This is a genomic window from Pseudomonas bubulae (assembly GCF_037023725.1).
In the GTDB taxonomy this organism is placed as follows: domain Bacteria; phylum Pseudomonadota; class Gammaproteobacteria; order Pseudomonadales; family Pseudomonadaceae; genus Aquipseudomonas; species Aquipseudomonas bubulae.
In genome coordinates this window covers 3,148,376-3,173,905 of record NZ_CP146077.1, presented here as the reverse complement: position 1 = coordinate 3,173,905, position 25,530 = coordinate 3,148,376, and the positions used below count along the sequence as shown (strand labels likewise).

Here is a 25,530-nt window from a genome sequence, read left to right as displayed (position 1 = left end):
TCTGACGGCACCCTCGAAGACAGGGTTTGGGGTACTCGAGATTTCGGTCACTGCAGTCGCCACCAGCGCGGCAGCAGTTGCTGCACCTTCGGCTCGGCAAAACGGTCATCAATCAGAAACAGCGTGCCCTGATCGCTCTGGGTGCGAATTACCCGGCCGGCGGCCTGCACCACTTTCTGCACACCCGGATAAAGGTAGGTGTAGTCATAACCGGCGCCAAACCGTGCCGCCATGCGCTGTTTGATCTGTTCATTGACCGGATTCAACTGGGCCAGACCGAGGGTGGCGACAAAAGCACCAATCAGCCGCGCGCCAGGCAAATCAATGCCTTCACCGAATGCTCCGCCCAGCACGGCAAAACCGACGCCCTGACTGGTCAGGGTGAACTGGTCGAGAAAGTCCTGACGTGCTGCTTCGTCCATTCGTCGTGCCTGCAGCCACCGTGATATCGACGGATGGCGCTCGGCCAGTAGTTCGGCAACCTGTTGCATATAATCAAAACTGCTGAAAAACGCCAGATAGTTGCCCGGACGCTGCCCGAACTGCCTGGCAATCAGCTCCACAATCGGCTCCAGCGAAGCCTGACGATGGACAAAACGGGTGGATATGCGGCTCACCACCTGCACGTCCAGTTGCTCGGCGCCAAATGGCGATTCGACATCCATCCACAGCGCATCCTCCGGCAAGCCCAACAGATTGGCGTAATAGGTTTGCGGGCTGAGGGTGGCGGAAAACAGCACATTGCTGTGAGCACTCGCCAGACGCGGGCCGATAAAACCGGCAGGCACAATGTTGCGCAGATTGAGTTGCGAGAGGCGCCGCTTGCCGCCTTCAACCAGGCTGACGTCGAACAGGAAATTGTCATCGAACAACTCCGCCACCCGATTGAACTGCAAGGCTTCGAAGTAGAACGCCTGCAGGTTTCCCGCCAGCCCATGGGGGTGATCGTTGAGGTAATCGCCTATGGCGGTGATGCAGGAAGACAAGGCATTCAGCCATTTGGCTGGCAGTTGCGGGTATGCCTGATAGGGGCCCGCCTGCGTCTTGTGCAGGGCACTCCATTCGCGGTCAAGGCGTTTGAAGGGTTTGTCCAGCGGTGCCGGAGCCGTGTGCCGTACGCTGTTGAGGGTCTGCTGATCGAGGCTTGCGCTGTACATCCCGCGCGCCCGCTCGACCAGGTTATGGGCTTCATCCACCAGGGTCCCGACCCGCCATTGGTTGGCCTGGGCCAGACCATAAAGCAAGGCACTGAAGTCGAAGTAATAGTTGTAATCGGCAATCACCAGATCAGCCCAGCGCGCCATTTCCTGACTCAGGTAATAAGGACAGACCTCGTGCTCCAACGCGACATTGCGCAGGCTCTTCTGATCGAGGGGGGTTTGGCCAATCGCAGCCCTTCGCGCAGCGGGTAAACGATCGTAGAAGCCTCTGGCCAAAGGGCAAGAGTCACCATTGCAGGCGTTTTGCGGGTATTCACAGGCCTTGTCTCGCGCCACCAGCTCCAGCACACGCAACGGAGCGTCCTGCCCTTCGGGAAAAAGCACCTGCATCGCATCGAGGGCGAGTTTGCGCCCCGGCGTCTTGGCCGTCAGAAACAGCAGCTTGTCGAGCTGCTGGCCGGGCATGGCCTTGAGCAACGGAAACAGGGTACCGATGGTTTTGCCGATCCCGGTGGGGGCCTGGGCCATCAGGCAGCGCCCGGTGCTGACGGTCTTGTATACCGCTTCTGCCAAAGCCCGCTGCCCGGTTCGAAACTGCTTATGGGGAAAGGCCAGGGCACGGGCGGCAGCATTCCTGGCCGCACGATGGGCCATTTCCTGCTCGGCCCAGGCCAGGAACAGCCCGCATTGCAGCTCGAAAAATTGCTGCAGGTCCGATGCTGACCAGGTTTCCTGCAGGCGGGTTTCCTTTTCACTGATAATGTCAAAATACACCAGCGCCAGGTCAACCTGTGGCAACTGCAGGCTCTGGCACAATAACCAGCCATAGACCCGGGCCTGAGCCCAATGCAGTTGACGGTGGTTGGCCGGTATTGCAGTGAATTCGCCGCGAAAGGTTTTCACTTCTTCCAGGACATTGGCCGCGGGGTCATAACCGTCTGCACGACCGCGAACGCTCAAGGCGCCGAACTGTCCTTCCAGGCTCAGCTCCGCCTGATACTCCGGGCTGCGCCGCGAGGCAACCGTGCGATGCCCGGCTATGCCCTGTTGCGCCGTGGGCGAAGGGGTAAATCGCAAGTCCAGATCGCCAGTCTTGGCGGTGAATTCACACAAGGCACGCACTGCAACGCGATAATTCACCCTTGCAGCTCCTGCCATTGCACATAACACACGGTCACCGGCATCCCGTGCTCTTCACAAAAGGCCAGCCAGCGCAGTTGGTTGTCCTGCAGACGGTCACCCGGGCCTTTGACCTCAATCATGCGATAGGTGTGTTGCGCCGTAAAAAACTGGATCAGGTCGGGCATACCGCTGCGATTGGCCCTGATATCCAGCAACAGACGCCGAAACCAAAGTTTCAAGTGCGCAGGGGGCAAACACCGTAATGCCTCTTCCAGCAGGTTCTGATTCAGGTGATTCCAGGCCACGAAGTTAGACTGCACGCCAAATTTGGCAGCATAGGTGTCGCGGATAGTGGTCAGGTAACGGCCATCATCGAGCTGCGCCAGGCAAGCCTCGAACCTGTCGGCACGCTGCTGATAGAAATCATCTTCCAGCATGTCTGCCGGACCACTCTGATACGGGTGAAAAAAGGCGCCCGGCAAGGGTGCGAAAATCGCCGGCCAACACAGCAGACCGAAGAGCCCGTTAACCAGGGTGTTTTCCACGTAATGCACAGGCGCTGCAGCGCTGTGCAAGTGCGCGGCAGCCATTAGCTCGACACTGGCCGCTTCGTCCCGTGGCAGGCTCAGGTCGAGCCGGTCGGGTAGCATTGCCTGGGCCACGGGCAATGGCGCCAAGCCCAGCTTGCGGCGCAAGCGCGGGATGATTCGTCGCAGATGCTGAAGCTCGGCATCAGTCAGTGGGGCCTGTTGCGCGTCTTCGGCCAACTGCAATGCCGGTGCATAGTGCGCCTGACGCTCGAGCACGCGAATGCTGCGCTGGCGAGCCTCGGGGTGCAGGCTGTGCTGATAGACCTCCAGTGCCCGCGTCAGATCCCCTGCCCGCTCCAGATGCTGACCCAGCTGAAACAACAAGCGCCCGCGGCGCCGTTGCAGCCAGCGGTTGCCTGCCTGGTAGTCGAGCACCTGTTGCAGCACGGCAGCGGCATCGCCACTGAGCTCAAATTGCTCGCGACAGGCATGGAGCTGCAAATAGCCCTCTATATCGGCCCGGCACCCCAGAGCACGGGACTCGTGGCTGAAATCGACCTTCTCATAGGTAAACAGGCCGAGGTCGGCCAGTACCAGATCGGACCAGCTCTGCCCCAGGTTGCCAAAAAACATCAGCCGCAGGCGGTCACACAGCGCTCGGTGGTTGAGGGTGTAAAGCGGCTCGGTAAGGCCGGGATGCCATTGGGAAAGGGGTTGGTGCTGGGTCAAGTCGGCAGCCAGTTGCTCGAACCAGTCCGTTTTTTTACCCTTGGGTTGCGTGATACGGGCACTGAAACAGGCCAGGATTTCCGCTTTTTGCAGTACGTCAAACACGTCGGCCAAGGCCAAGGGCGCCTGATTATCCAGCCAGCCAAGAGCCAGCAAGGGGGCCGCCGCCAGCGCGGTATCACCGATTTCCGGGTAATTGAGCCTGCCGGCCCGGAAGTGATCGCCCTTGCGCATGATCATGCGCACCCACAGCGCTTGCGAGGGGCCGGGTAATTGGGCAAACCCTGCGATAAACCGTTGCTCGTCGACAGTCAGCACGTCTTCATAACGGGCAGCGATCCAGTCAAGCACATGCCGGAAGTTTTTCAGGTAGTAAAACGGGTCTTCGAGGGGATTGGAAATCACAGGCAGAACTAACCACTGAGCATGAATACTGGATATGCGTACAGATATCAGTTTGCCCGGGGCTCTGGCAAATGCTATTGGATGAGCGGTGCGTTCGCCGGGTCCCCGCCAGCAGGCCGGGGTGGTACTCACCCGCCCCCAAACCACCTGCCTTAGCCCGCAAGTACTGGGTGCCAGGGTTTTTTGCTTGGGTCGTGAGCGCACAATGTGGCAATCAGGGTGTTGCTTGTTCTCACGTCTGTTTTTTCCATGTGATAAAGCGCTTGCAACGATGCAAGGGGCAGTCCGCTTACAGACTCCAGCCAGGCGATATCGACCTGCGAAGAGCTGTCCGGGTCCATCAGTACCCGTCGAAATTCGTGGATGTATTGCAATTTTTCGGGGTAGCAGTTTTGTAGAAAGGACTCCAGGTCATCGGCTTTATTAACAAAAGGCGAACATATAAAGCAGCCCAACTGTTCATTATTGACACCGTGCAGTTCACCCAGGTACTGAGTGGCGACACCGTGCAACTTTCTAATTCGTTTCGGTGTATTGAACGAAGCGCCGAGCCTCTTTATCAATTGACCTTTAAACCGTTCATTGCACTGATTTTCCAGCGATGCACGGCGCAAGTAAGCATCCGCACCGACACTGTATTCCACCCCGTACTGGTAAGTGCCACGCAAACCCTGGAGGTGGGCAGCCACTAACACGACCGCCGCTTGCGGCTCCTCAATGTCCAGCATTTTTATATTCCATGGTCCCTCCACAAACATCAGTACCTGAGAACTCAACACGTCCGCTTCGTGGCATAAACAATCAAAAATATTGATCACGTCAATATCATTGCTGCCGCCACTGATTGCAGAAAACTCACCCCGATACGCGGGAGGCAATTTCAAGAACTCTTTATAGTCATCATCCAGTTTGCTGCACAACTTGACTGCGTTTTCAAAGCTTTCATGGTCATCACCCGGCGGTGCATGCCCGTGCTGCTCTGCAACCTGCTGGATCCACGTCACGTATTGCCCCAGATGGCTGGGCGGGCGCCGGTCAATCAGGGCGTCCACCCTGGCGCCCCATCTGCATGCCTGACGGTACAGCTTGGCCCGGGCCAGCAGGTCGGAATAAAAGAATGTCGCTCTGGCGTCGCCTTGGGTCAGGTGTCCTGACATCAGCACCTGAGTACGATTCATCACCGAAGGCAGGCTCTCGAAAACCGTCTGTTTATGCAGCCTGGTTGTACTCTGCTCATCGACAATCAACAACTCGACACGCATATCTTCATAGATAAACAACTCGTTGCACTGGGTCTGAATTCGCTCCATCACATTGGCGGTCATGCGTGGCTGGCGCAGTATCGCAATGCGTAACTTGAACGTCTCTGGCGAGCGCCCGGCAATACTCAGTTGTGCGGCGCGTAAAAAAGCCAATGTATAGGCACACTCCTTGCCGCCCTCATGAACCACCATTACCCGGTAATTCCCTATGCGCTCCACGCCACCGGCCGCCACTAATAAACGTTGAATCAACAACTGCAATGCAATGCGCTCGGGACGACTGAAACACCCCAGAAGCCGATGCAGAACTTGTTGATACACAAAGCCCATGGCCTGTTCATGAAAGTTGTTCATGGATTATCCTCCGGATCGAGCTTCTTATTATCAGCACGCCCAATTAGACGCGCCCAGATTTACTGCAACTCTTGGACCCGGAAGAGACGAGACGCACATACGCACAGGAACAAACCTACAAAAACCACTCAATAGAATACATACTTTCTTATGCTGCACTCTTATGACATGTTCTTCAGTCGCACTTTCTTTCTGGATAAAGCAAACCAAAAGTCCGCTGGGGCCAGACACAAAAAAACGCGGCCCTGAACACTATGTTCAGGGCCGCGTTTATGAGACGGGAAGTTTTGCGCAGCCTAGTCAGGCTTCAGGTCGCAAGCCACTTGCAAAGCAACTCGCCCCCGGCACGGACAACCATCCATATAACGATGGGCTTCTACAAAGTCCTCAAAAGGGAACACCTTGATCTCCAGCGGTGTGAGCACCCGGTCAGCAGTTAGCTGGTTGATATCACGCAAGGCACGTTTCATCGCCTCTTCGTCCTGTGCGATACCCAGCTCGGGCTTGCCAGTGAAGTTACCGATGCAGTGCACGAAGAACTTGATGTTCTTCTGAAAGCACGCACAGCCCGGAAACCCTGTCTGGTTACCGCCTTGCAAACCATACAGAACAAGGCTGCCACGAGGCGCCAGGACATCACCCAGCACTGACATTTGCGGGCCACCCAGACCATCGAGCACCACATCCACGCCCTTGTTGTCGGTGATCTTGTTGATCTGCATCAGCAAGTCCTGCTCTTCGGTGACAATCACCTTGTCGGCACCCAGTGCCAGCAGGCACTCGCGCTCACTGGCGTCCTTGGTCGCAGCAATCACCTTCAGGCCCATCGCCTTGCCCAACTGCACGAACGAAGGACCGGCGCAATGGCTGGCATCGGTGATCAGTACGGTCTGCCCGGGCTTGACCTGGGCCAGATCGACATATGCGAAATAGGCGATCAACAGCGGTGTGTAATGTACGCTGGCCTCTACCGCAGACAATACGTCCGGGTAGCGGGTCAGCGTGGAGCGTGGCATCAAAATCAGCTCGCCATAGGTCGGGTAGTCATTGGCGCTCTGGCCCGGAAAGCTGGCGACCTTGTCACCAATCGCCAGATCATCAACCCCGGCACCGACGGCGGTGACGATACCTGCCATTTCATGGCCGATACCCGCAGGCAAACGGGCGTGGCTGGGGGCCAGGTTCTGCCGCCAGAGCACGTCATACCAGCTGATGCCAATGGCTTGAACACGGACCTGCACTTCGCCGGGAGCAGGCGCGGCGACTTCGTGCTCTTCGCACTTGAGCACCTCGGCCGGACCAAACTTGTGAAAACGGATCGTGCGCGACATTACCAACCTCGCCTAATTAATCGCTAATACCACGGGACTTTATCCGGGCTTTGTGCGCAAGACTAACAGACAGCATTAATAGTCGACATGCCTGGCATTGATCCGCCGACAGGTTTACAGCGAGCAGAAGCCCTGAAAAACCGGGGAAACCACCATAAACAGGAGTTAAACCTCCTACAGTCCAGCAAGAAAGAAAATCTACCGAGTGACGAAAAAACAGTTTTGCCAGTAAGATCCGTTACCTCACTACCTGTTGAACCGACTGCGAAGCCTGCCCGATGAACCGTAACGACTTGCGTCGCGTCGATCTGAATCTGCTGATCGTCTTTGAAACCCTGATGCATGAACGCAGTGTGACCCGTGCAGCCGAGAAGCTGTTTCTGGGCCAGCCGGCCATCAGTGCGGCGCTGTCACGCTTGCGCAATCTGTTCGACGATCCGCTTTTTGTCCGTACCGGGCGCAGCATGGAGCCGACTGCCCGGGCGATCGAGATCTTTGCCCTGCTCTCGCCTGCCCTTGACTCGATTTCCACGGCGGTGAGCCGCGCTTCAGAGTTCAACCCGGCGACCAGCACCTCAGTGTTTCGCATCGGCTTGTCGGACGATGTCGAATTCGCCCTGCTGCCGCTGCTGCTCAAGCGCTTGCGTGCAGAAGCACCGGGTATCGTCCTGGTTGTCCGCCGCGTCAACTACATACTGATGCCGCCACTGCTGGCCTCGGGCGAGATTTCGGTGGGCGTCAGCTACACCAGCGACCTGCCTGCCAACGCCAAGCGCAAAGTACTGCGCCGTAGCCGTCCCAAACTGTTACGTGCCGACACCATGCCCGGCCCCCTGAGCCTGGACGACTTCTGCGAACGCCCCCACGCACTGGTGTCGTTCGCCGGTGACCTGAGCGGGTTTATCGATACCGAACTGGAAAAAATGGGCCGCAAGCGTCATGTGGTGCTCGCCGTACCGCAGTTCAATGGCCTGAGCACCCTGCTGGCAGGAACCGATATCATCGCCACCGTGCCCGACTATACGGCCGAAGCCCTTACCGCGGCGGGTGGCGTGCGCGCCGAAGACCCGCCGCTGGACACCCAAAGCTTCGAGCTGCATATGGCCTGGCGCGGCGCCCAGGACAACGATCCCGGGGAGCGCTGGTTGCGATCACGGATTCAGATGTTTTTCGGAGATCCGGACAGCCTTTGACACCTGCAAGGCGCAGGAGCAATTACCACTCACCTGGCAAAATCCTGCTGTGACTGAGCCTGTGCTGCAACATTCAGCGTGCGCAGGCCAAGCAATACAATCAGCACCATCACCGCTCCGGCGACAATAGGAACGGCAAAACCGGCGCGGGCGCCCCAGGCGTCGATTACCAGGCCTGCCACCACCCCGCCGAATGCCACGCCGATGCTGATGCCAGTGGACATCCAGGTCAGACCCTCAGTGACCCGCTGCGGCGGCAATATAAGCGTGCCCAGGTTCATGACAATCACCATGGTTGGTGCGAAAGACACCCCGGAAACAAACAGCAACAGGGCCAGGACATAGACACCAGATGAAAAAATCGGCAATACCGCAGTGATGGCCGTGACCAGAATCCCGATAAAAAATTGCTGTGCCATGGGCATGGCAATTCTGAAAGCGCCAAAGGCCAGACCGGCAATCAATGACCCCAGAGCATAGGCGGCAAGGATAAAACTGGCAGATGCCGGCCAGTCATGGGCGTTGGCAAAGGCAACCACGGCCACATCGACGGAGCCGCCGATAACGCCCATGCCCAGCAAGGCCAGGACAATGGTAGGCAGGCCCGCAAGACGCCAGGTCGAGCCTGTATGAGTGCTGGCCGATTTGATGATCTGTGGCTCAGTCTGGCGCTGCATCACAAACGCCGTAACGCCCACCGCCAGCAATACGGCCACCGCCAGGGGCCCGGCTTCGGCAAACAGCCCGGTGCTCAGGCCAATCGCCAGGGGCGGCCCCAGGATAAAGGCCATTTCAGTTAGCACGGTATCCAGGGAGAACGCGGTATGCAGCAGCGACTTGCCGCGAAAAAGCTGGGTCCAGCGCGCCCTGGTCATGGCCGGCATGCTTGGCATGGTGCCTGCCAGTGCCGCCAGGACAAACAGCAACGGTGCGTCGGCACGCAGATGTGCTGCGGCGATCAACGCCAGCAGCATGGCGATGCTGAATGCGGTGAACACCGGCAGCACCCGGCGCTGACCCAACCGGTCGACGCGTTTTGATATCTGCGGCCCCACCAGGGCATTGGCCAGGGTAAAGGTTCCGGCCACCGCCCCGGCCAGCCAGTAAAGCCCTGTTTGCTGCACCAGCATGGTGATGATGCCGATGCCGATCATTGCCTGCGGCAAACGGGCAATCGAACTTGCCACCACCAACCCCATGACGCCAGGTATTGCCAGAAGTTCGCGGTAAGGGTTGGCCATGGTTATTCCTGTTCAAAGACGCTTCAGATAAAGAATCCAGCGTCGTATCCTTCTGGCGATAAGTCAAAGCCGGCGGCCTTGACCGCACTTTAAAACTGCCCGATTGCGGAGCCACAATGCACGAACATATTGCAGCCGTCCCTCTGGACAAAGCCTACCGACTGCTTAACCACGGCCCGACGATTCTAGTCTCGTCCCGCCATGCAGGGGTGCAGAATGTCATGGCAGCAGCCTGGGCATGCGCCCTGGACTTCGACCCGCCCAAGTTGACCGTGGTGCTGGATAAAAACGTGAAAACCCGCGCCTTGGTGGAAAACAGCGGGGTCTTTGTGATCCAGGTACCTACCGTAGCCCAAATCAGGCTGACCAGCCTGGTCGGCAGCGTCAGCCTGGTCGATGACCCGGACAAACTCGAGCATTGCGCGGTGCAACTGTTCGAGATGCCTGCCCATGACCTGCCATTTGTTGAAGGTTGCTCAGCCTGGCTGGCCTGCAAGTTGATCCCCGAACCGCACAACCAACAAACTTACGACCTGTTTATCGGGGAAGTGGTTGGGGCCTGGGCCGACACTCGCGTTTTCAGCGAAGGTCACTGGCACTTTGAAACTGCCGCCCCGACCTTGCGCAGCCTGCATTACATCGCCGGAGGACATTACTACGCTATCGGCCAGGCGCTGGATGTGGATGTGGATGTGGATGTGGATGAGAGCAATCTGTAGAGGCGCTTCCTGTCGTTGCGGGCAATATTCTGCAGTCCTCTTTGCCCTGCACACAGAAGAACAAGGCAAGCGTGTGCTAGCAACGCTGCCAATCATCAATTCAATGCCACAACTAACCGTGTAACATTCACCTACTCCAGCCAGCCCATCACGGCTCCCGCATGGGAAGCCGCAGACCGCTCCACTCTCTGCAACAGCATGAGCCTGGCTATTTTTTCAAGCTGACACCGTTCAACAACTTACAAACCGGGTAACAACCATGAACCGTCGTAAAAAAATCAACCAGATATTGAAGGCCAATGCCAAGAAGGCCAACGCCAAGCTGGCCCCGAAGAACAAGAACCCGTACATCAGCAAGGCTGACCGCCTGAAGCTGGCCGAGCAATCGGAGCAGGACACCACAACAACCACTGGGGATTAAGCCATGGTCATGCCCGAGCCCCTCTTCAGGCAGGCAACGCCCCAGGATGCCGAATCCTGCTATCAGATCGAGGTTTCGGCCTATGAAGGCGATGAAGCAGCCACCCTGGAGAAGATCCGAACGCGAATCGCCCAGTATCCCCAAGGGTTTCTTGTGCTTGAGCAGGCTGGGGAAATCGTCGGGTTTATCAATAGCGGCTGTGCCTACAACGTCGTGATGTCGGATGAGGCTTTCAAGGAGCTGATCGGCCACGACCCTGTTGCACCCAATGTGGTAATCATGTCCGTAGTGGTTGCCCCCGCACACCAGGGCAAGGGCTTTGCCAGGCTGCTCATGAATGAGTTTGTCAGGCAGATGAGCAACCAGGGCAAGCACTCGATCCATCTGATGTGCAAACAACAGCATGTGCCTCTCTATACCCGCATGGACTATCAGTACGTCCAGCCATCGCCCTCAGGGCATGGCGGCATGGCCTGGCATGAAATGGTCATGGCGCTCTGACGGCTGAGAAAGCTTGCCGGATCAATAGCCCACCGCGAGAGTCCTACTTTTGACTCTCCCGCACCTCAAGCCTGTCCGGGCTGCTGCATCAAACGCAGGCCACTGGCCAACGCACCCGCCAGGGCAAAAGCGCAGCCCAGCCACAATGCATGGTACGGGCCGCTGACCGCAGACAAGTGAAAGCACAGCGCCACCAGTGACGCGCCCAGTGTCTGCCCCAGCAACCGCGACGTGGCGACAATGCCGCTGGCACCACCACTACGGGCCAGCGGCGCACTGGTCATGATCGCCTTGAGGTTGGGCGACTGGAAAAACCCGAAACCGGCGCCACACAACGCCATGCGCCAGCCAATATCAAAGGTCGAAGCGCCTTCGCTCAATAACGCCAGCGCTGCCATGCCTGCGCTCAACATCAACAGACCGATGCCGCACAGCAGTGCCAGCGATACGCGGTCCGCCAGACGCCCGGCAATCAGCGCCATAACCGCTACCACCGCGGGCCACGGCGTCATCAAAAAACCGGTAGCCACCTGGCTGTGGCCAAGCGCCGTCTGCAACAGAAAAGGCAACGAAACAAACGCCAGCCCCTGGGCGCTGAACGCACAGATCGCGGTCAGAGAGGACAAGGCAAACAGTGGCCGCTTGAACAGATCAATCGCCAGCATCGGTGCCGGATGCGCAGCCTGACGGCGCATCAGCCATACCCCGCACACCAGCGCCACGCCGATCAGCCCCAGGCTTAAATCGCCCTCGGCGCCATGTACCGCCGAACCCAGCCCCAGCACCAGCAAGGCAAACAGCCCGGCACACAAAATCGCGGCCAGCCGGTCAAACGCGTGTCCGCTTCTGGGAATTTCCGGCAGCGAGCGCAAGCCCAGTACAACGGCCAGCAGTCCCAACGGTACATTGATCAGGTACAGCCAATGCCAGGTCGTCACCGACAGGATGGCCGATGCAGCCGTTGGCCCCAGAGTGAAAGCCAGCCCCACCACCAGCGAGTTATAGCCCAGCCCCCTGCCCAGAATTTTTGCCGGATAGATGTGGCGCAACAACGCGATATTCACACTCATGATCGCCGCAGCGCCCAGCCCTTGCACCACCCGCGCGGCAGTCAGCGTGGGCAGCGACCACGCCAGCCCGCAGAACAGGGAGGCCAGGATAAACACCAGCAGGCCGCCGAGAAAAACCCGGCGATGGCCCAACACGTCACTGAGGGAAGCAAACGGCAACACCGCGGCAATGGTCGCCAGTTGGTAAGCGTTGACTACCCAGATGACCGAGGCGGAGTCAGTGCCGATGCCTTCGGCCAGGGTTGGCAAGGCGGTGTTGATGATGGCGGTATCGAGGGTCGCCATGCCAATCCCCAGGGAGATCGCGATCACGGCAGGCAGGCGTTTGTTACTGGGCAAACCATCGACAACTGAAGACATGAGCAATCCGCGTACACGACAAAAACGTCAAGATTAAGGCCTGCAGAGGATATTTTCTGTGGCCGATTGCGCACTCGGACGAAATTTCATGTTCGTCGATAGCCTTGTAGCCACACCGGATTATTGCTGCTTTACCAACAATGTTTCTCAGGCCTGAGGATTTCTCCCAAAAAACATCCGAACGTTCGGCAGCATGAGTGCGATTGATCTCAATACGCAGAAACTGGTGAGCAAGTGTGGAAGGCACGTTTGCCGGTGGGTGCGGTTGCAGCGCCGTTGATCTACAAGTCGCCGGCCACGGGCAAGCAATATGTGCTGATCTCGGCGGGCGGCATGAGCCACTCGCCTGATGTGGGTGACTACATCATTGCCTATGCATTACCGGACTAAGACGTTGTAGTCGCTGAAGAGCTTTGCGGTGTTTCAGTAAAACTGCGCGCCTGGGTTCTACACGGCTTTGCGGTCTGTCTCTAATCCCCTGTCCGGGCTTCCAGCGTTCCCAGCCAGCGCGCCTGGGAACACAGCAAATGCTGGCGCATGGCAGTCTGGGCAGCAATCACATCCTTGCATTCCAGGGCCTGCAAAATGGCCTCGTGCTCGACCACCGCGGCATCCCAGGTGCCGTGGTTTTCCGAACGCTCGCTCAACTGCGCAGAAATCGGGCTGTGACGCTCATCGAACAGCGCAGTAATGATGCGCACCAACGCACCATTGCCGGTCATCTTTGCCAGGCGATGATGAAACTTTCGGTCGTCTTCCAGCGGCGGACGGTTCGCTTCGATGCTCGCGCGCATGGCATCAATGCACTCCTTCAGGTAACGGTAGTCGCTCTTTTTCCCGTGCATGCAGGCCAGCACCACCGCTTCGCCCTCGATCAGCGCGCGGGCCTGCATCAGTTCAGTCGGGCTCTCGCCATGAGTGCCGGTACGGGCGCCGCCTTCGCTCGGTCGGGCAGCCACATAGACCCCCGAGCCCATTCTGATCTCGATGCTGCCTTCGATTTCCAGGGCAATCAGGGCCTCGCGCAACGACGGGCGCGAGACGCCCAGCAACTGGGTCAAATCGCGCTCGGGAGGCAGGCGCGAGCCCACCTTGAAGTCACCCTGGACGATGTAGTCGCGCAATCGGTCGGCGATTTTCTGATAGAGCTTGCGCTCTGAAGGAGCAAAGGTGGAGACCATCGAGGTAGCGTCCAAAAAATGATGCCAAAGGCTACCACACAGGCCCGGGTGCGCTGCACAAAGCTTGGAGCCAGCCCTTGGACGTGTGGGTGTTACATCACCGCGCCAATTTGCCAGGGCACAAATTCGTTGTCGCCAAGACCGTTTTCCTCGCTGCAGGTTTTGCCGCCTGACGCGGTTGTGAGCATCAGTGCGAACAGGCGTGCGCCCGCCTCGATCACCGATTCCTCGCCATCGACAATCGTTCCGGCATTGAAATCCATGTCCAGCGCCATGCGCTCAAACAGGCGGGTATTAGTGGCAACTTTCAGCGATGGCGTCGGTTTACAGCCATAGGTAGAACCACGACCAGTGGTAAAGCAGATCAGATTCGCACCACCCGCCACCTGGCCAGTGGCAGACACCGGGTCATAGCCGGGCGTGTCCATAAACACCAGACCTTTTCGCTGGACTGTCTCGCCATATTCATAGACCGCCATCAAGCCGGTAGACCCCGCCTTGGCCACTGCACCCAGGGACTTCTCGAGGATGGTGGTTATGCCTCCGGCCTTGTTGCCCGGTGAAGGGTTGTTGTTCATGTCGCCGTCATGCTGGCGTACATAGGCCTCCCACCAGTGGATACGGCCCATCAGTTTGTCGGCAATCTGCGCTGACGCTGCGCGGGCCGTCAGCAGATGCTCTGCCCCATAGATCTCCGGTGTTTCGGAGAGAATGGCGGTACCGCCGTGGCGCACCAACAGGTCGACCGCCGCACCCAGCGCCGGGTTGGCGGTAATCCCCGAATAACCGTCCGAGCCACCGCATTGCAGGCCTACGGTGAGGTGGCTGGCCGACACGCTGCTGCGTTGCTGGCTGTTGACCTGATCGAGCATGGCGTTGACCAGCTCTTTGCCGCGTTGCACCGTTTCGCGGGTACCGCCGGCGTCCTGGATCACCAGGCCTGCTTTGAGCACCGCGTTGCGCTCGGCCAATTGTTCCATGAGCGGGGCCAGTTGATTGACTTCACAACCCAGGCCGATCACCAGTACACCGGCGAAATTGACATGATCGGCATAGCCACGCAGGGTGCGCTTGAGAATCTCGATGCCCTCGCCCTTGGCGCCCATACCGCAGCCGCTGTCATGGGTGATTGCCACTACGCCGTCCACATTGGGATAGTCGCGCAGGTAGCCCGCATCAAATGCCGCGGCAATCTGTTTGCATACGGTTGCCGAGCAGTTGACGCTGGAAATCACCCCGATGTAGTTGCGCGTACCGACACGCCCGTCTGCACGGACATACCCGGCAAAGCGGGCACCGCCGTCATCCTGGACGGTAGGTTGGTACACGTTGGCCAGCGTGTGGTTCGAGCTGGTCTGCGGCATCTGCAGGTTGTGCACGTGAACATGATCACCAGGGTGCAGGGCTGCACTCGCCTGGCCGATGGACTGCCCGTATTTGCGCACCAACTGCCCTTGGGCAACGGCACGCAGGGCGATTTTGTGCCCCGCAGGGATATCGGCCAGCGCAGTCACGCTCAGGCCATCGGCAAACAGTTGCTGACCCTTGGCAATGTCGCCGCGCGCCACCGCCACATCATCACCGCCAGTCAGTACAAGTAATCCAGGGTTGCTCATTTTCATGCTGGTTCCTCAACGGTTAGGGTGCGCTGCTAGCACTCGATAATGGCCTTGACCACGCCCTGCTGCGGATCCAGCAGCGAGGAGAAACGGCTGGCCACTTCGTTGAGGGGAATACGGTGGGTGTTGAGCGCCTGATCGGGGATCAGGCCGTCGCGCAGGCATTGCTCCACATAGCGGAAATCTTCGACGGTGGCATTGCGACTACCCATCAGGGTGGCTTCGCGCTTGTGGAACTCGGGATCGGAGAAGGTGATCGTGTCACGCACCACCGAGATCATCACGTAGGTGCCACCGTGGGCGATAAATTCAAAGCCACGCTCCATGGCCCGGGCGTTGCCGGTAGCATCGAAAACCACATCATAAAAATCGCCATCGGTCAGGTCGGCGAGCGCATCTTTATCGCCGTCGCCAATCTTCACCGCGGCGTGAATATTCAGATGTTTGCGGCAAAAATCCAGACGGTCGTCACGGGTATCCAGCACCGTGACCTGCGCTCCGCGCAAGCCGGCAAAAATCGCCGCGGCCATGCCGATCGGACCGGTACCGACTACCAGCGTGCGTTGCCCGGCCTGAAGGTTCGAACGGCGCACCGCATGCGCGCCAATGGACAGGAATTCGATCATTGCGGCCTGGTCCAGGGTCACCCCGACGGCCTTGTGAATGAACTGATGGGCGACACTCAGGTACTCGGTAAAGGCACCGTCACAGTGCACACCCAGCACCTGGATGCGCGAGCAGCAGTTGGTCTTGCCCTGCCGACAGGCGATGCACGTACCACACGAAATGTAAGGCATCACGTAGACCACATCGCCCGGCACCAGGGCGCTGCCCTCTTCGCTGGCCTCGACGATGCCGGAAAATTCGTGGCCCATCACCCGCGGGTACTCCAGATACGGCTGGTTACCGGTAAAGATGTGCAAGTCGGTACCGCACACACCCACACGTTTGATCCTGATCAGGGTTTCACCGGGGCGACGCTCGGGAATAGGGCTTTCGAGGGTGGTGAGCAAGCGGGGTTCGTTACAGATCACAGTCAGCATTTTTTATTCTCCGTCGATAGCGCAAGGGCTACCGGGTATTGGCGAGACCACAATGGGTGCCGCTCGAAAACTACACGGAGGAAAAAATATTGGCAAGACCAATTAATTTTTTAATGAATTGGCCTTACCAGATTTCATGCCTGGATTTACCCACCGAACGGGTCAGCAGGAGTCGCGCTCAACCAGCGGGCAGGCAATCTTGTGGATGGCGCAGTCGTCCCGGCCTTCGATCAGATGCAGTGCCGCGCGACGACCCATTTCGTAATACGGCAACTGCACGGTGCTCAAGGGTGGGTAAAACAGCTCGGCAACCCCCACCATATTGTCAAACCCCAGTACCGCCACATCGTGCGGAATACGCAAGCCGCGACTGAGCAGATACTGATACGCCACCAGGGCAATCCGGTCGTTGCCGCAAATCAGCAGGTCAAAGGGCGGAGTTCCATTACCCGCTAGCAGCTGTTGCTCCAGCACCACAAGGGTGTGCTGATAGCCGTCATCGTCGGGCAGGTCGAACTGAGGCAGTTGCGCGGCACTGATCCCGGCCTCGTCCAGAGCGCGGGCCAGTCCGCGTTGGCGCAACCCCCAGGCCATACTGCTTTGCGGCAGGTTTATGCAGAGCGGACGGCGGTAGCCCTGTCGCAGCGCTTGGCGTACCGCCTGATACTGCCCGTCTTCATCGTCTGATATATAGCAAGCAATGCCGGTTTCGGTGCTGACGCAATTGCCCAGAACCAGCGGCACGCTGCGCAGTACCTGAGGAATGTCCACCCGGCGAAGCTGCATGGCGCTGAAGATGATGCCGTCCGGTTGATGGGAGAGCATCAACTCGATGGCCTTCTGGCAGGGCGGGGCTTCAAACACGTTGAGGATAAACACGTTCCAGCCATGCTCGCGGGACGTACGCTCCATCGAGAGCAGCATTTCAACGGCAAAAGGAGTGGTGGCCGTATCCAGGGCAAAGATGCCAATGGTCTTGCCACTGGAGTGGCCGCCGCGGGTCTTGCGCGCAGAAAGACTGGGCACATAACCCAGGGTCTCGACGGCCTGCAGCACTTTTGCCAGGGTCTCCTGATTCAACTTTCCCGGGGTGTTGAGGGCCCTGGAAACGGTCATCAGGGAAACCCCCGCCAGCCGTGCAACATCTTTTACTGAAGCCATGGGTACGCGCCATACGTGTCTGACCGGGCATGATGTCATGCCTGATAGCGTCAGAACAGCATGAGCAAGGACGGCGCGCCCTGCGCCAAAAGGCCTGACTTCATAGCTTCAGATCCGCCAGCCCCCACACCAGGGCCTCGCCAAAATGGCCTGTGCCATTGACGGCATAAGCCCGCAGCGCAAGGCTGTCAGTCTTTGGGTAAATTCGGCTGCTCAGGCTCCAGGCGCCATCGTCGACGAACACTTCGATGGATGAACGATCGAGAAAAATTCGCAGGGCAATGCGTGTCTGCCCTGCCGCGATCGGTACACTGCGAACTCCGCTCACCCCGGCGCCGGAATGTTGCCTGTCGAGCACCAGGCGCCGGGCCATGGCATCAAAATACAGCAAGGTACGCTCCTGCTGATCATTGCTGCAGCGCAATGCCAGACCAAAATGTTCAGCGCTGCTGGCGGCAATATCCAGCTCAAGTTCAATCTCCAGCAGCGCCCCCCAGGTATCCAGCAACTGATTGGCAGACTTCAGCGCACCTATCTGCAGCACCTGCCCCGCCTGCCTCAATGCAATCAGCTCGCGGGCCGGACGCATCAGCAGTCGATCACCGTCGCGACTGACTTCACGGGGTAATGTCAGCGCCCCGCACCAGTGCTCGGCCTGGCTGGGCATCGGGCTTTCCCACATGTCCATCCAGGCCCATAACAAGCGACGGCCATCTGGTGCGAGCAAGGTCTGGGCAGCATAGAAATCGTGGCCATGATCGAGTTCATGGAGCGGCCCACCGGGTTTGAACACACCCTTGTCGTCCAGTTGCCCCATGCGGTAGCTGTTCTGATACAGGTTCCAATTGTCATATCCGCAGGGCTTCAAGCCCTGGGGCGAGTACAGCAACACATCGCGCCCCTCCAGCTCGAAAATATCCGGGCACTCCCACATATACCCATCAAGTTCACGTTGCCCCTGCAGCGCACAGCCCAGAAAGTCCCAGTGCAACAGGTCATCTGAACGATAGAGCAGCAACTGCGGGTCATCCCCAAGGCGTGCCCCCAGCGCCATCCACCAGGCCCCGTGGCGCTGCCACACCTTTGGGTCACGAACATGCATGATGGCCGGGTCAGGCGGTGTGTCGATGACCGGCCCGTGCTTGATAAAGGTAATGCCATCGGTGCTGCTGGCCAGGCACTGGACCTGACGGATGTGCTGGTCATCACCCGGCTCTTGCAACCAGATGTGACCGGTATAGATCAGGTACAGGGTGTCATCGAGTACCACTGCAGAGCCTGAGAAGCAGCCATCACGGTCATAACTGTCACCCGGTGCCAGGGCGATGGGCAAATGCTGCCAATGCACCAGGTCGTCGCTGCTGGCGTGCCCCCAGTGCATGGGGCCCCATTGTGCAGAAAAAGGATGATGCTGATAAAACATGTGGTATTGGCCGCGAAAGAACACCAGGCCGTTAGGGTCGTTCATCCACCCGGCTGCCGGGGCCAGGTGATAGGCGAGGCGATAGTCGTTGCCGCGTTCGGGCAGTGTTTGTTCAATGGCGCGATGGGCCATGTCCAGCCGTGCAGCGTGCATGGGGTGGTCCTTGTCAGGGTTCATAACGGGTAACTGATTGAGTGATGGCGGGTAATGCCAGCGCTTCGGCAACAGCGTTTTTGCCCGGTGGTTGCCGTGGATCGTTGCGCAGCAGGGTCCAGGACAGCAGCAGGCAGGCGCCAGCCAGAGCGGACATGGCCAGGTAAACATCGGCAAATCCGTATTGGTCATAACCGTAGCCAACCAAGGGCGACAGCAGCATGGCGGTGAGTTGCTGGGCGAAGTGAAAGCCCACCAGATAGATCGAGGCAGACAGGCGCGGGTCGAAATTGAACGCAATATATTTGAACACCGAGACCAGCAGGATCGGCACCTCAACCGCATGCAGCATCTTGAACACGGCGATGGCCCAGGTTTCTGTAGCCAGGCCGGAACCCAGAATGCGAAAACACATGATGCTGCCCGCCAGGATCAGCCCGTATTTCGCACCGGTACGGCCAACCACCCAAGGGGCAACCAGGAGCAAGCCGGCCTCCAGCAGGACCTGGGATGAGTTCAGGTAACCATAGGCCTGAATGCCCTGTTCCGGGGTCGCAAAAAACGACGAGAAATACACCGGAAACTGCTGCTCGTAGATCATGTAAATCCCGCACACCCCGGTCAGATAGACACTGAAGGCCCAGAACCGCGGCAACTTGAGCAATTGCCATAGATCACCGACAGATACGGGTGCAGCGCCACTTGCGCCGCTGGCGCAGCCGGGTTGGTTGAACCGGCTCAGGTCCAGTCGAAACAGAATGAGCAAAAACGCCACGCCGGCAGCACTGCTCATGTAGAAGGCAATATTGGGGTTGATGTTGAACACCACACCCACAATGCAGGTGGCCGCAGCCCAGCCCAGGGAACCCCACATCCTGCTGGTGCCGAACTCGAAACCCACGTGCCGTGACAACCGTTCGGTATAACTTTCGATCACGCCAACCCCGGCCAGCATGGCAAAGGCCAGGAAAACCGCCCCCACCACTGCGCCGAGCACTACGTTCTGAGCCAGCAAGTGGCTATAGACATAAATCGCGAAGGGTGCGGCGGCGCACAGCAGCAGGCCAATCCATACCAGCAGCTTGCGGGACAGACCGAGCTTGTCCTGCAATGCCCCGTAGAACGGCTGGATCAGCAGTGCTGCGATTGCATTCGCGGCAAATACATAGCCGGTCTGCGCGCCATTGAGGCCGATGACCTGATGCAACCAGATGGAAAAAAGCGAGTAACTGGAAGACCATGAAAAAAAGAAAAAAAACAGCAAACCGCTGATAAGCCAGTAATCACGCTTGACCGTCCGTTGCATGGGTGTCCCTCTTGTTCTTATTTAAGTTAACGTTAACATTTTCTCCTATTACGGATGCCTACAGCTTCGCTGTCAAGCTCATGGCTCAGGAAAGCAGCAATGGACAGGGCCTGGAAGCTCATATCAGGTCGCGATGACCCGGTGCCTGATCAGGTGTTTTTTTGACACCTTGCAGGGGAACCCCTGCGCAAGGACATCAAGCAGGTTAAGGATTAACCCGACTACGTCGCCAGCCTTCAGTCGGGCTCAGGCTAGCCTGTAATGTGCTGGCATTTGCAGGCTGACCCTTGCCAGGTAACAGGCCGCAGGGCGACTGGCACAAGGCTTACCCGCTGAGTTTCGTATACCATATATCTTTTACAAGCGAATGATGACCACCGTGGCCCATCCAAAACTCAATGCACCCGACCTCGGCAATTCGCCTTCCACATCGGAAATCATCACCCTGCATTTGCGCGATGCGATTGTCGCCGGGCATTTCGCTGAAGATGAACCGATTCGCCAGGATGATATCGCCCGCCAGTTCAATGTCAGCAAAATCCCCGTGCGCGAAGCCCTCAAGCGACTTGAAGCTGAAGGGCTGGTGATGTTCCAGCGCAACCGCGGCGCCATGGTCACGCGCATTTCCGAGGCCGAACTGGCGCAGATGTTCGAAGTGCGCATGCTCCTTGAAGACAAACTGCTGCGCCTGGCCATTCCCAACATGACCGCAGACACCTTTGCCCGTGCCGAACGCATTTGCCAGGAGTTTGTCGGGGAAGATGACGTGGGCCGCTGGGCCGAGCTTAACTGGGAACTGCACGCCTGCCTGTACGAGCCGGCGCAGCGACCGTTCATGATCAGCCTGATCCGCTCAGTCAATGACAAACTGGAACGCTACCTGCGTATGCAAATGAGTTTGTCGGCAGGTAAACACCGTGCCGATCACGAACACCGGGAGATCCTTGACGCCTGCCGCGCTGGCGATGTTGAGCTGGCCGTCAAGTTGCTGGATGAGCATATTGCCGGCGTGTGCAAAACCCTGTTCGAGCATTTGCCGCAAAGCCATTGAGCCTGTACGCAACGCTTTAGCTTGTAGTCGCTGAGGAGCGCAGCGAGGCTGCGATCGGTTTGGTGCGCCACTGCGACACAGCAGTCGTAAAATCGGTTAATGCGTTGGGCCAAGTACATCCGGGGCTCAGGGTTTACGACCGCTTCGCAATCGATCGCAGCCTCGCTGCGCTCCTCAGCGGCGACAAGATTTCGTGCTCTTCACTCCCCCACCGAGTACACCGTAATACACAGGTCGATCCCCAATGACTGCATGCGCAGCAACGTATCGATCGGGATCGGGTGGCTGACGGAACGTGGTGTAACTCCGCTGTTGTAGCCAATATCCAGGGTCTTTTTTGTACAGGCGTGCCATAACGGCTGCAGTGCTTGCGGCAATTGCTCAATGGCATCGAGCAAGGCCCTGATGCTTTCATCAGGGGTGGGGTAACTGCCTTGCGGGCCAGAGGCTTCAAAAACAGAATGATAGAGGTCGCCGTCAGCCTGACTGTCATGCAGGCAACTGATTGATTCTTCGGGCAGATCTCCAGGCGCCATGGCTTGTGCCAAGGGCGCCAGATTCACCGGAGCCGTGAGCATCAGGTCTGTATTGATGTAGTACACCCAGCAGTCATCATCGATAGGCATAGGCTTCACACTCCCAAAAAAAGTACCTAGCCCATACTGCCCGCAGGGCAAAAAATAGCCAATACCGCCAAAAAGCCAGCAAGTGTTCCTTTGTGGGGCATTTCCCACAGTAATGCTCCCTTCTGTAACACCCCCCTGCTACCGCTCAACCCCTCCAGTACCAGAGTGCCATCACGCAAGCCTGCAAATACCGCGCTCGCTCACTTATTGCGGCCTGCGGCAAAAATCGGCACACGCCTTGCAAAACAAATATCGTATACGAAATCCAAAGACCGTTAATCAACAGCCCTTCAACGACTCCGAGGCTTCCATGAAAAACCCCGTACTTGCCGTAGCTCTCAGCGCTGTTCTCAGTACCTCCTTTATTGCCACGGCGCAGGCCGACAAGCTCGACGATATTATCGGTTCGGGTAAGTTGCGCTGCGCCGTCACCCTGGACTTCCCGCCCATGGGCTCCCGTGACGAGGCCAACAAGCCCGTCGGCTTTGATGTGGACTACTGCAACGATCTGGCAAAAGTGCTCGGTGTCGATGCCGAAATCGTTGAAACCCCCTTCCCTGACCGGATTCCGGCGTTGGTCTCCGGGCGCGCCGATGTCATTGTGGCCTCCACTTCCGACACCCTGGAACGGGCCAAGACCGTTGGCCTGAGCATTCCTTACTTTGCCTTCCAGATGGTGGTGCTGACCCGCGACAACACCGGTATCAACAGCTTTGAAGATCTCAAGGGCAAGGCCCTGGGCAACACCAGCGGCACCTATGAAGCCATCGCCCTGGAAAAAGACGTGAAAAACTGGGGCAGCGGTTCATTCCGCGCCTATCAGTCGCAGAACGACACCCTGCTGGCCGTTGCCCAGGGCCATATCGAGGCCACCGTGGTCACCAACACCGTGGCTGCGGCTACCCTTAAATCAGGCAAGTACAAAAACCTCAAGGTCGCCGGTAACGCGCCTTATGTGGTCGATTACGTGTCCCTGGGCGCCAAGCGCAACGAGTACGGCCTGCTCAACTACCTGAACCTGTTCGTCAACCAGCAAGTACGCACCGGACGCTACAAGGAGCTGTGGACCAAATGGGTCGGGACCGAGATTCCACCGGCTGATCTGACCGTACCTCACGTTTATTACTAAGGTATCCAGCATGTCCGGGATAAGTTCTCTTGAAGGCCGCAGCCTGGTTGATGGTTGTGCATCCGCCCCGCTGCTGTACGCCGAGGTCGGCCTGAGTTTCTGGGGCGGCGTCGACCCGTTCAGCGGCGAGGTGATCGACCGCCATCACCCGCTCAGCGGCGAATGCCTGGCCGGCCGTGTGCTGGCAATCCCCAGCGGGCGCGGCTCCTGTACCGGCAGCAGTGTGCTGATGGAACTGATCAGCAATGGCCATGCTCCTGCTGCGCTGGTGCTGGCCGAGGCCGACGAGATCCTGACCCTTGGCGTGCTGGTGGCACAGACCCTGTTCCAACGTTCCCTGCCGGTGCTGTGCATCGGCAAGGAAGCCTTTGGCCAATTGCGCGGCAAAGCGTTCGCCAGGGTCGATGGCACCGGTTTGAGCCTTTACGATTCAACGCCTGACGATACTCCGGCACCACGCAACGACAGGCCAACCGAAGATGCACACAGCTCGATCGAGCTGACCGCACACGACCGTGCACTGCTCGACGGCAGCCAAGGCAAGGCCGCTCAGGTGGCCATGCAGATCGTTTTGCGCATGGCGCATATCCAGGGCGCCAAATATCTGGTGGACATCACCCAGGCCCATATCGACGGCTGCATCTATACCGGGCCGGCGAGTTTGCGCTTTGCGCAACAACTGGTGGCATGGGGTGCCAAGGTGCGGGTACCCACCACCCTCAATTCGATTTCCGTGGATCAGCGCCGTTGGCGCGAACTGGGTATCGACCCGGCGCTCGGTGTACCCGCCAGCGCGCTGGGCGATGCTTATATGGCCATGGGCGCACAATTGAGTTTCACCTGCGCGCCTTATCTGCTCGACAGTGCGCCCAAGGCCGGCGAGCAGATTGTCTGGGCCGAATCCAACGCGGTGGTTTACGCCAACAGCGTGCTCGGCGCACGCACCCTCAAGTACCCCGACTATCTGGATATCTGTATCGCCCTCACCGGCCGGGCACCGCTGATTGGCTGTCATCTGGAAGATCAGCGCAAGGCCCGTTTGCACATAGAAGTGCCGCCCCTGTCCAACCTTGACGACTCTTTCTACCCGCTGCTCGGCTACCACATCGGTGCCCTGGCCGGCAGCCGGATCCCGCTGATTTCCGGGCTCCAGCAGCAGCATCCGATCCTGGACGATCTCAAGGCATTCGGTGCGGCCTTCGCCACCACCAGCGCCGCTGCGCTGTTTCATATCGCCGGGGTTACCCCCGAAGCTCTCGACCCGACACGGGTGATCGATGGGCCGCTGCCGGTGCTCAAACTCAGCCTGGAGGAATTGCGGCTCAGTTGGCAGGAGCTCAACAGCGCCCGCGATGCCAGGGTGGATGTGGTGTCATTGGGCAACCCGCACTTTTCCCTCAGCGAGTTCGCCCGTTTGGCAAGCCTGTGCCAGGGCCGCCACCGTCATCCCGACGTGGTACTGGCGATCACCTGTGGTCGCACCGTGCTGGAGCAGGCCCGCGCCGCCGGGCATATCGCCGTGATCGAAGCCTTTGGTGCGGTGATTATCAGCGATACCTGCTGGTGCATGCTCGGTGAACCAGTGATTCCGCCAGCCGCCAGAAACCTGATGACCAACTCGGGCAAATACGCCCATTACGCCCCCGGCCTGGTGGGCCGCAAGGTTCACTTCGCCAGCCTCGCCGAGTGTGTGGATGCGGCGTGCAGCGCCACGGCCAGCGGGCGCTTGCCGCAGTGGCTGCAAGCCGCTGCCTCACTGGAGAACGCACCCCATGTTTGACTATACCTTCCAATGGCGCTCTGCCCTGCGCGCCTTGCCGGACATGCTCGCCGGCGCCCTGGTGACCTTCGAGACCGCTGCCCTGTCGATGATCTTCGGTGTACTGATCGCCCTGGCCCTGACGGTGATGCGCGAAAGCAAAAACCCGCTGCTGCGCGGCGCCGGTAATGCCTGGGTGTCCATTGCCCGTAACACGCCCTCGTTGTTCCAGATTTATGTCCTGTACTTCGGGCTCGGCTCCCTGGGCCTGCATGTCAGTTCATGGGTCGCCCTGCTGGCCGGGATCACCTTCAACAACGCAGGTTACCTGGCCGAGAACTTTCGCGGCGGGCTCAAGGCAGTGCCCGAAACCCAGGTACGCGCAGCTCGCTCGCTGGGCATGAGCGCCTTCCAGACCTACCGCATGATCGTCGTACCGCAGCTGCTGCGCATCGTGTTTTACCCGCTGACCAACCAGATGGTCTGGGCGGTGCTGATGACCTCGCTGGGGGTGATCGTGGGCCTGAACAACGACCTCACCGGTGTGACCCAGGACTACAACGTCAAAACGTTCCGCACCTTTGAATACTTCGCCATTGCCGCGGTGCTGTATTACCTGATTGCCAAGGCGATCGTTGCAGCAGCCCGGCTCATGGCCTGGCGACTGTTCCGTTACTGAGG

The 25,530-nt window shown here is 58.7% G+C and carries 22 protein-coding genes; 9 read left to right on the top strand and 13 right to left on the bottom strand.

The window, feature by feature from the left end:
• Window positions 1-47: 47 nt before the first annotated feature.
• From V6L81_RS14475 to V6L81_RS14460, 4 genes are all read right to left on the bottom strand, one after another.
• A complete protein-coding gene (locus V6L81_RS14475) occupies window positions 48-2,300 on the bottom strand; it encodes an ATP-dependent DNA helicase (RefSeq protein WP_338660081.1) in 2,253 nt (750 codons plus the stop codon).
• Window positions 2,297-3,946: a VRR-NUC domain-containing protein gene (locus V6L81_RS14470; RefSeq protein ID WP_338660080.1), complete on the bottom strand. Its 1,650-nt coding sequence runs from the start codon at window positions 3,944-3,946 to the stop codon at window positions 2,297-2,299. The genes V6L81_RS14475 and V6L81_RS14470 overlap by 4 nt, the downstream gene beginning before the upstream one ends.
• Before the next feature lie 152 nt (window positions 3,947-4,098).
• Window positions 4,099-5,538 carry a hypothetical protein gene (locus V6L81_RS14465; protein ID WP_232527587.1) on the bottom strand — a complete coding sequence of 480 codons (1,440 nt, stop codon included), beginning with the start codon at window positions 5,536-5,538 and terminating at the stop codon, window positions 4,099-4,101.
• A 320-nt stretch (window positions 5,539-5,858) separates the two neighbouring features.
• The gene (locus tag V6L81_RS14460; protein WP_338660079.1) at window positions 5,859-6,893 is read right to left on the bottom strand and encodes a zinc-dependent alcohol dehydrogenase family protein; all 1,035 of its coding nucleotides are present in this window, start codon (window positions 6,891-6,893) and stop codon (window positions 5,859-5,861) included.
• A 278-nt stretch (window positions 6,894-7,171) separates the two neighbouring features.
• On the opposite strand from V6L81_RS14460, the gene V6L81_RS14455 reads away from it, so the two are divergent.
• Window positions 7,172-8,086: a LysR family transcriptional regulator gene (locus tag V6L81_RS14455; protein ID WP_095000309.1), complete on the top strand. Its 915-nt coding sequence runs from the start codon at window positions 7,172-7,174 to the stop codon at window positions 8,084-8,086.
• Between the two features lie 29 nt (window positions 8,087-8,115).
• Here V6L81_RS14455 and V6L81_RS14450 read toward each other — a convergent pair whose 3' ends face one another.
• Window positions 8,116-9,327, bottom strand: coding sequence for an MFS transporter (locus tag V6L81_RS14450; RefSeq protein WP_095017977.1), 1,212 nt, complete (start codon window positions 9,325-9,327; stop codon window positions 8,116-8,118).
• A gap of 116 nt (window positions 9,328-9,443) precedes the next feature.
• Between V6L81_RS14450 and V6L81_RS14445 the strand changes: the two genes are divergently transcribed.
• From V6L81_RS14445 to V6L81_RS14435, 3 genes are all read left to right on the top strand, one after another.
• Window positions 9,444-10,046, top strand: coding sequence for a flavin reductase family protein (locus V6L81_RS14445; RefSeq protein WP_338660078.1), 603 nt, complete (start codon window positions 9,444-9,446; stop codon window positions 10,044-10,046).
• 259 nt (window positions 10,047-10,305) lie between these two features.
• On the top strand, window positions 10,306-10,467 hold the full coding sequence (locus V6L81_RS14440; protein ID WP_095031598.1) for a DUF2986 domain-containing protein: 162 nt from the start codon (window positions 10,306-10,308) through the stop codon (window positions 10,465-10,467).
• 9 nt (window positions 10,468-10,476) lie between these two features.
• Window positions 10,477-10,968 (top strand): GNAT family N-acetyltransferase, encoded by a 492-nt coding sequence (locus V6L81_RS14435; protein WP_323165882.1) that lies wholly within the window; start codon window positions 10,477-10,479, stop codon window positions 10,966-10,968.
• A 65-nt stretch (window positions 10,969-11,033) separates the two neighbouring features.
• Here V6L81_RS14435 and V6L81_RS14430 read toward each other — a convergent pair whose 3' ends face one another.
• Window positions 11,034-12,398, bottom strand: a complete 1,365-nt coding sequence (locus V6L81_RS14430; protein WP_095000320.1) for an MFS transporter — start codon at window positions 12,396-12,398, stop codon at window positions 11,034-11,036.
• 234 nt (window positions 12,399-12,632) lie between these two features.
• Here V6L81_RS14430 and V6L81_RS14425 point away from each other — a divergent pair, with 234 nt between their 5' ends.
• On the top strand, window positions 12,633-12,788 hold the full coding sequence (locus V6L81_RS14425; protein ID WP_153326233.1) for a hypothetical protein: 156 nt from the start codon (window positions 12,633-12,635) through the stop codon (window positions 12,786-12,788).
• 80 nt (window positions 12,789-12,868) lie between these two features.
• On the opposite strand, the gene V6L81_RS14420 is transcribed toward V6L81_RS14425, so the two are convergent.
• The 6 genes from V6L81_RS14420 to V6L81_RS14395 all read right to left on the bottom strand — a co-directional run bounded on the left by V6L81_RS14420 (window position 12,869) and on the right by V6L81_RS14395 (window position 20,284).
• Window positions 12,869-13,579, bottom strand: coding sequence for a FadR/GntR family transcriptional regulator (locus tag V6L81_RS14420; protein ID WP_095019978.1), 711 nt, complete (start codon window positions 13,577-13,579; stop codon window positions 12,869-12,871).
• 92 nt (window positions 13,580-13,671) lie between these two features.
• Window positions 13,672-15,201 carry an altronate dehydratase family protein gene (locus V6L81_RS14415; protein WP_338660077.1) on the bottom strand — a complete coding sequence of 510 codons (1,530 nt, stop codon included), beginning with the start codon at window positions 15,199-15,201 and terminating at the stop codon, window positions 13,672-13,674.
• Window positions 15,202-15,230: 29 nt separating this feature from the next.
• Window positions 15,231-16,241: a zinc-binding alcohol dehydrogenase family protein gene (locus tag V6L81_RS14410; RefSeq protein ID WP_338660076.1), complete on the bottom strand. Its 1,011-nt coding sequence runs from the start codon at window positions 16,239-16,241 to the stop codon at window positions 15,231-15,233.
• A 162-nt stretch (window positions 16,242-16,403) separates the two neighbouring features.
• Entirely contained in the window at window positions 16,404-17,402 is a 999-nt protein-coding gene (locus tag V6L81_RS14405; protein WP_095000324.1) for a LacI family DNA-binding transcriptional regulator, read from the bottom strand.
• 100 nt (window positions 17,403-17,502) lie between these two features.
• On the bottom strand, window positions 17,503-18,978 hold the full coding sequence (locus V6L81_RS14400; RefSeq protein ID WP_130871520.1) for a sucrose-6-phosphate hydrolase: 1,476 nt from the start codon (window positions 18,976-18,978) through the stop codon (window positions 17,503-17,505).
• Between the two features lie 13 nt (window positions 18,979-18,991).
• Window positions 18,992-20,284, bottom strand: coding sequence for an MFS transporter (locus tag V6L81_RS14395; protein WP_095023859.1), 1,293 nt, complete (start codon window positions 20,282-20,284; stop codon window positions 18,992-18,994).
• 379 nt (window positions 20,285-20,663) lie between these two features.
• Between V6L81_RS14395 and V6L81_RS14390 the strand changes: the two genes are divergently transcribed.
• Window positions 20,664-21,335 carry a GntR family transcriptional regulator gene (locus V6L81_RS14390; protein ID WP_231386332.1) on the top strand — a complete coding sequence of 224 codons (672 nt, stop codon included), beginning with the start codon at window positions 20,664-20,666 and terminating at the stop codon, window positions 21,333-21,335.
• Between the two features lie 200 nt (window positions 21,336-21,535).
• Here the strand turns inward: V6L81_RS14390 and V6L81_RS14385 are convergent, their stop codons facing one another.
• Window positions 21,536-21,961 carry a hypothetical protein gene (locus V6L81_RS14385; RefSeq protein ID WP_176464261.1) on the bottom strand — a complete coding sequence of 142 codons (426 nt, stop codon included), beginning with the start codon at window positions 21,959-21,961 and terminating at the stop codon, window positions 21,536-21,538.
• Between the two features lie 310 nt (window positions 21,962-22,271).
• Between V6L81_RS14385 and V6L81_RS14380 the strand changes: the two genes are divergently transcribed.
• From V6L81_RS14380 to V6L81_RS14370, 3 genes are read left to right on the top strand one after another with little or no spacing between them, the layout of a single operon-like run.
• Window positions 22,272-23,090 (top strand): transporter substrate-binding domain-containing protein, encoded by an 819-nt coding sequence (locus V6L81_RS14380; RefSeq protein WP_095026449.1) that lies wholly within the window; start codon window positions 22,272-22,274, stop codon window positions 23,088-23,090.
• 10 nt (window positions 23,091-23,100) lie between these two features.
• A complete protein-coding gene (locus V6L81_RS14375) occupies window positions 23,101-24,870 on the top strand; it encodes an aconitase family protein (RefSeq protein ID WP_338660075.1) in 1,770 nt (589 codons plus the stop codon).
• Window positions 24,863-25,528, top strand: coding sequence for an amino acid ABC transporter permease (locus V6L81_RS14370; protein ID WP_095000329.1), 666 nt, complete (start codon window positions 24,863-24,865; stop codon window positions 25,526-25,528). Before V6L81_RS14375 ends, V6L81_RS14370 begins: the two co-directional genes overlap by 8 nt.
• Window positions 25,529-25,530: the final 2 nt, after the last annotated feature.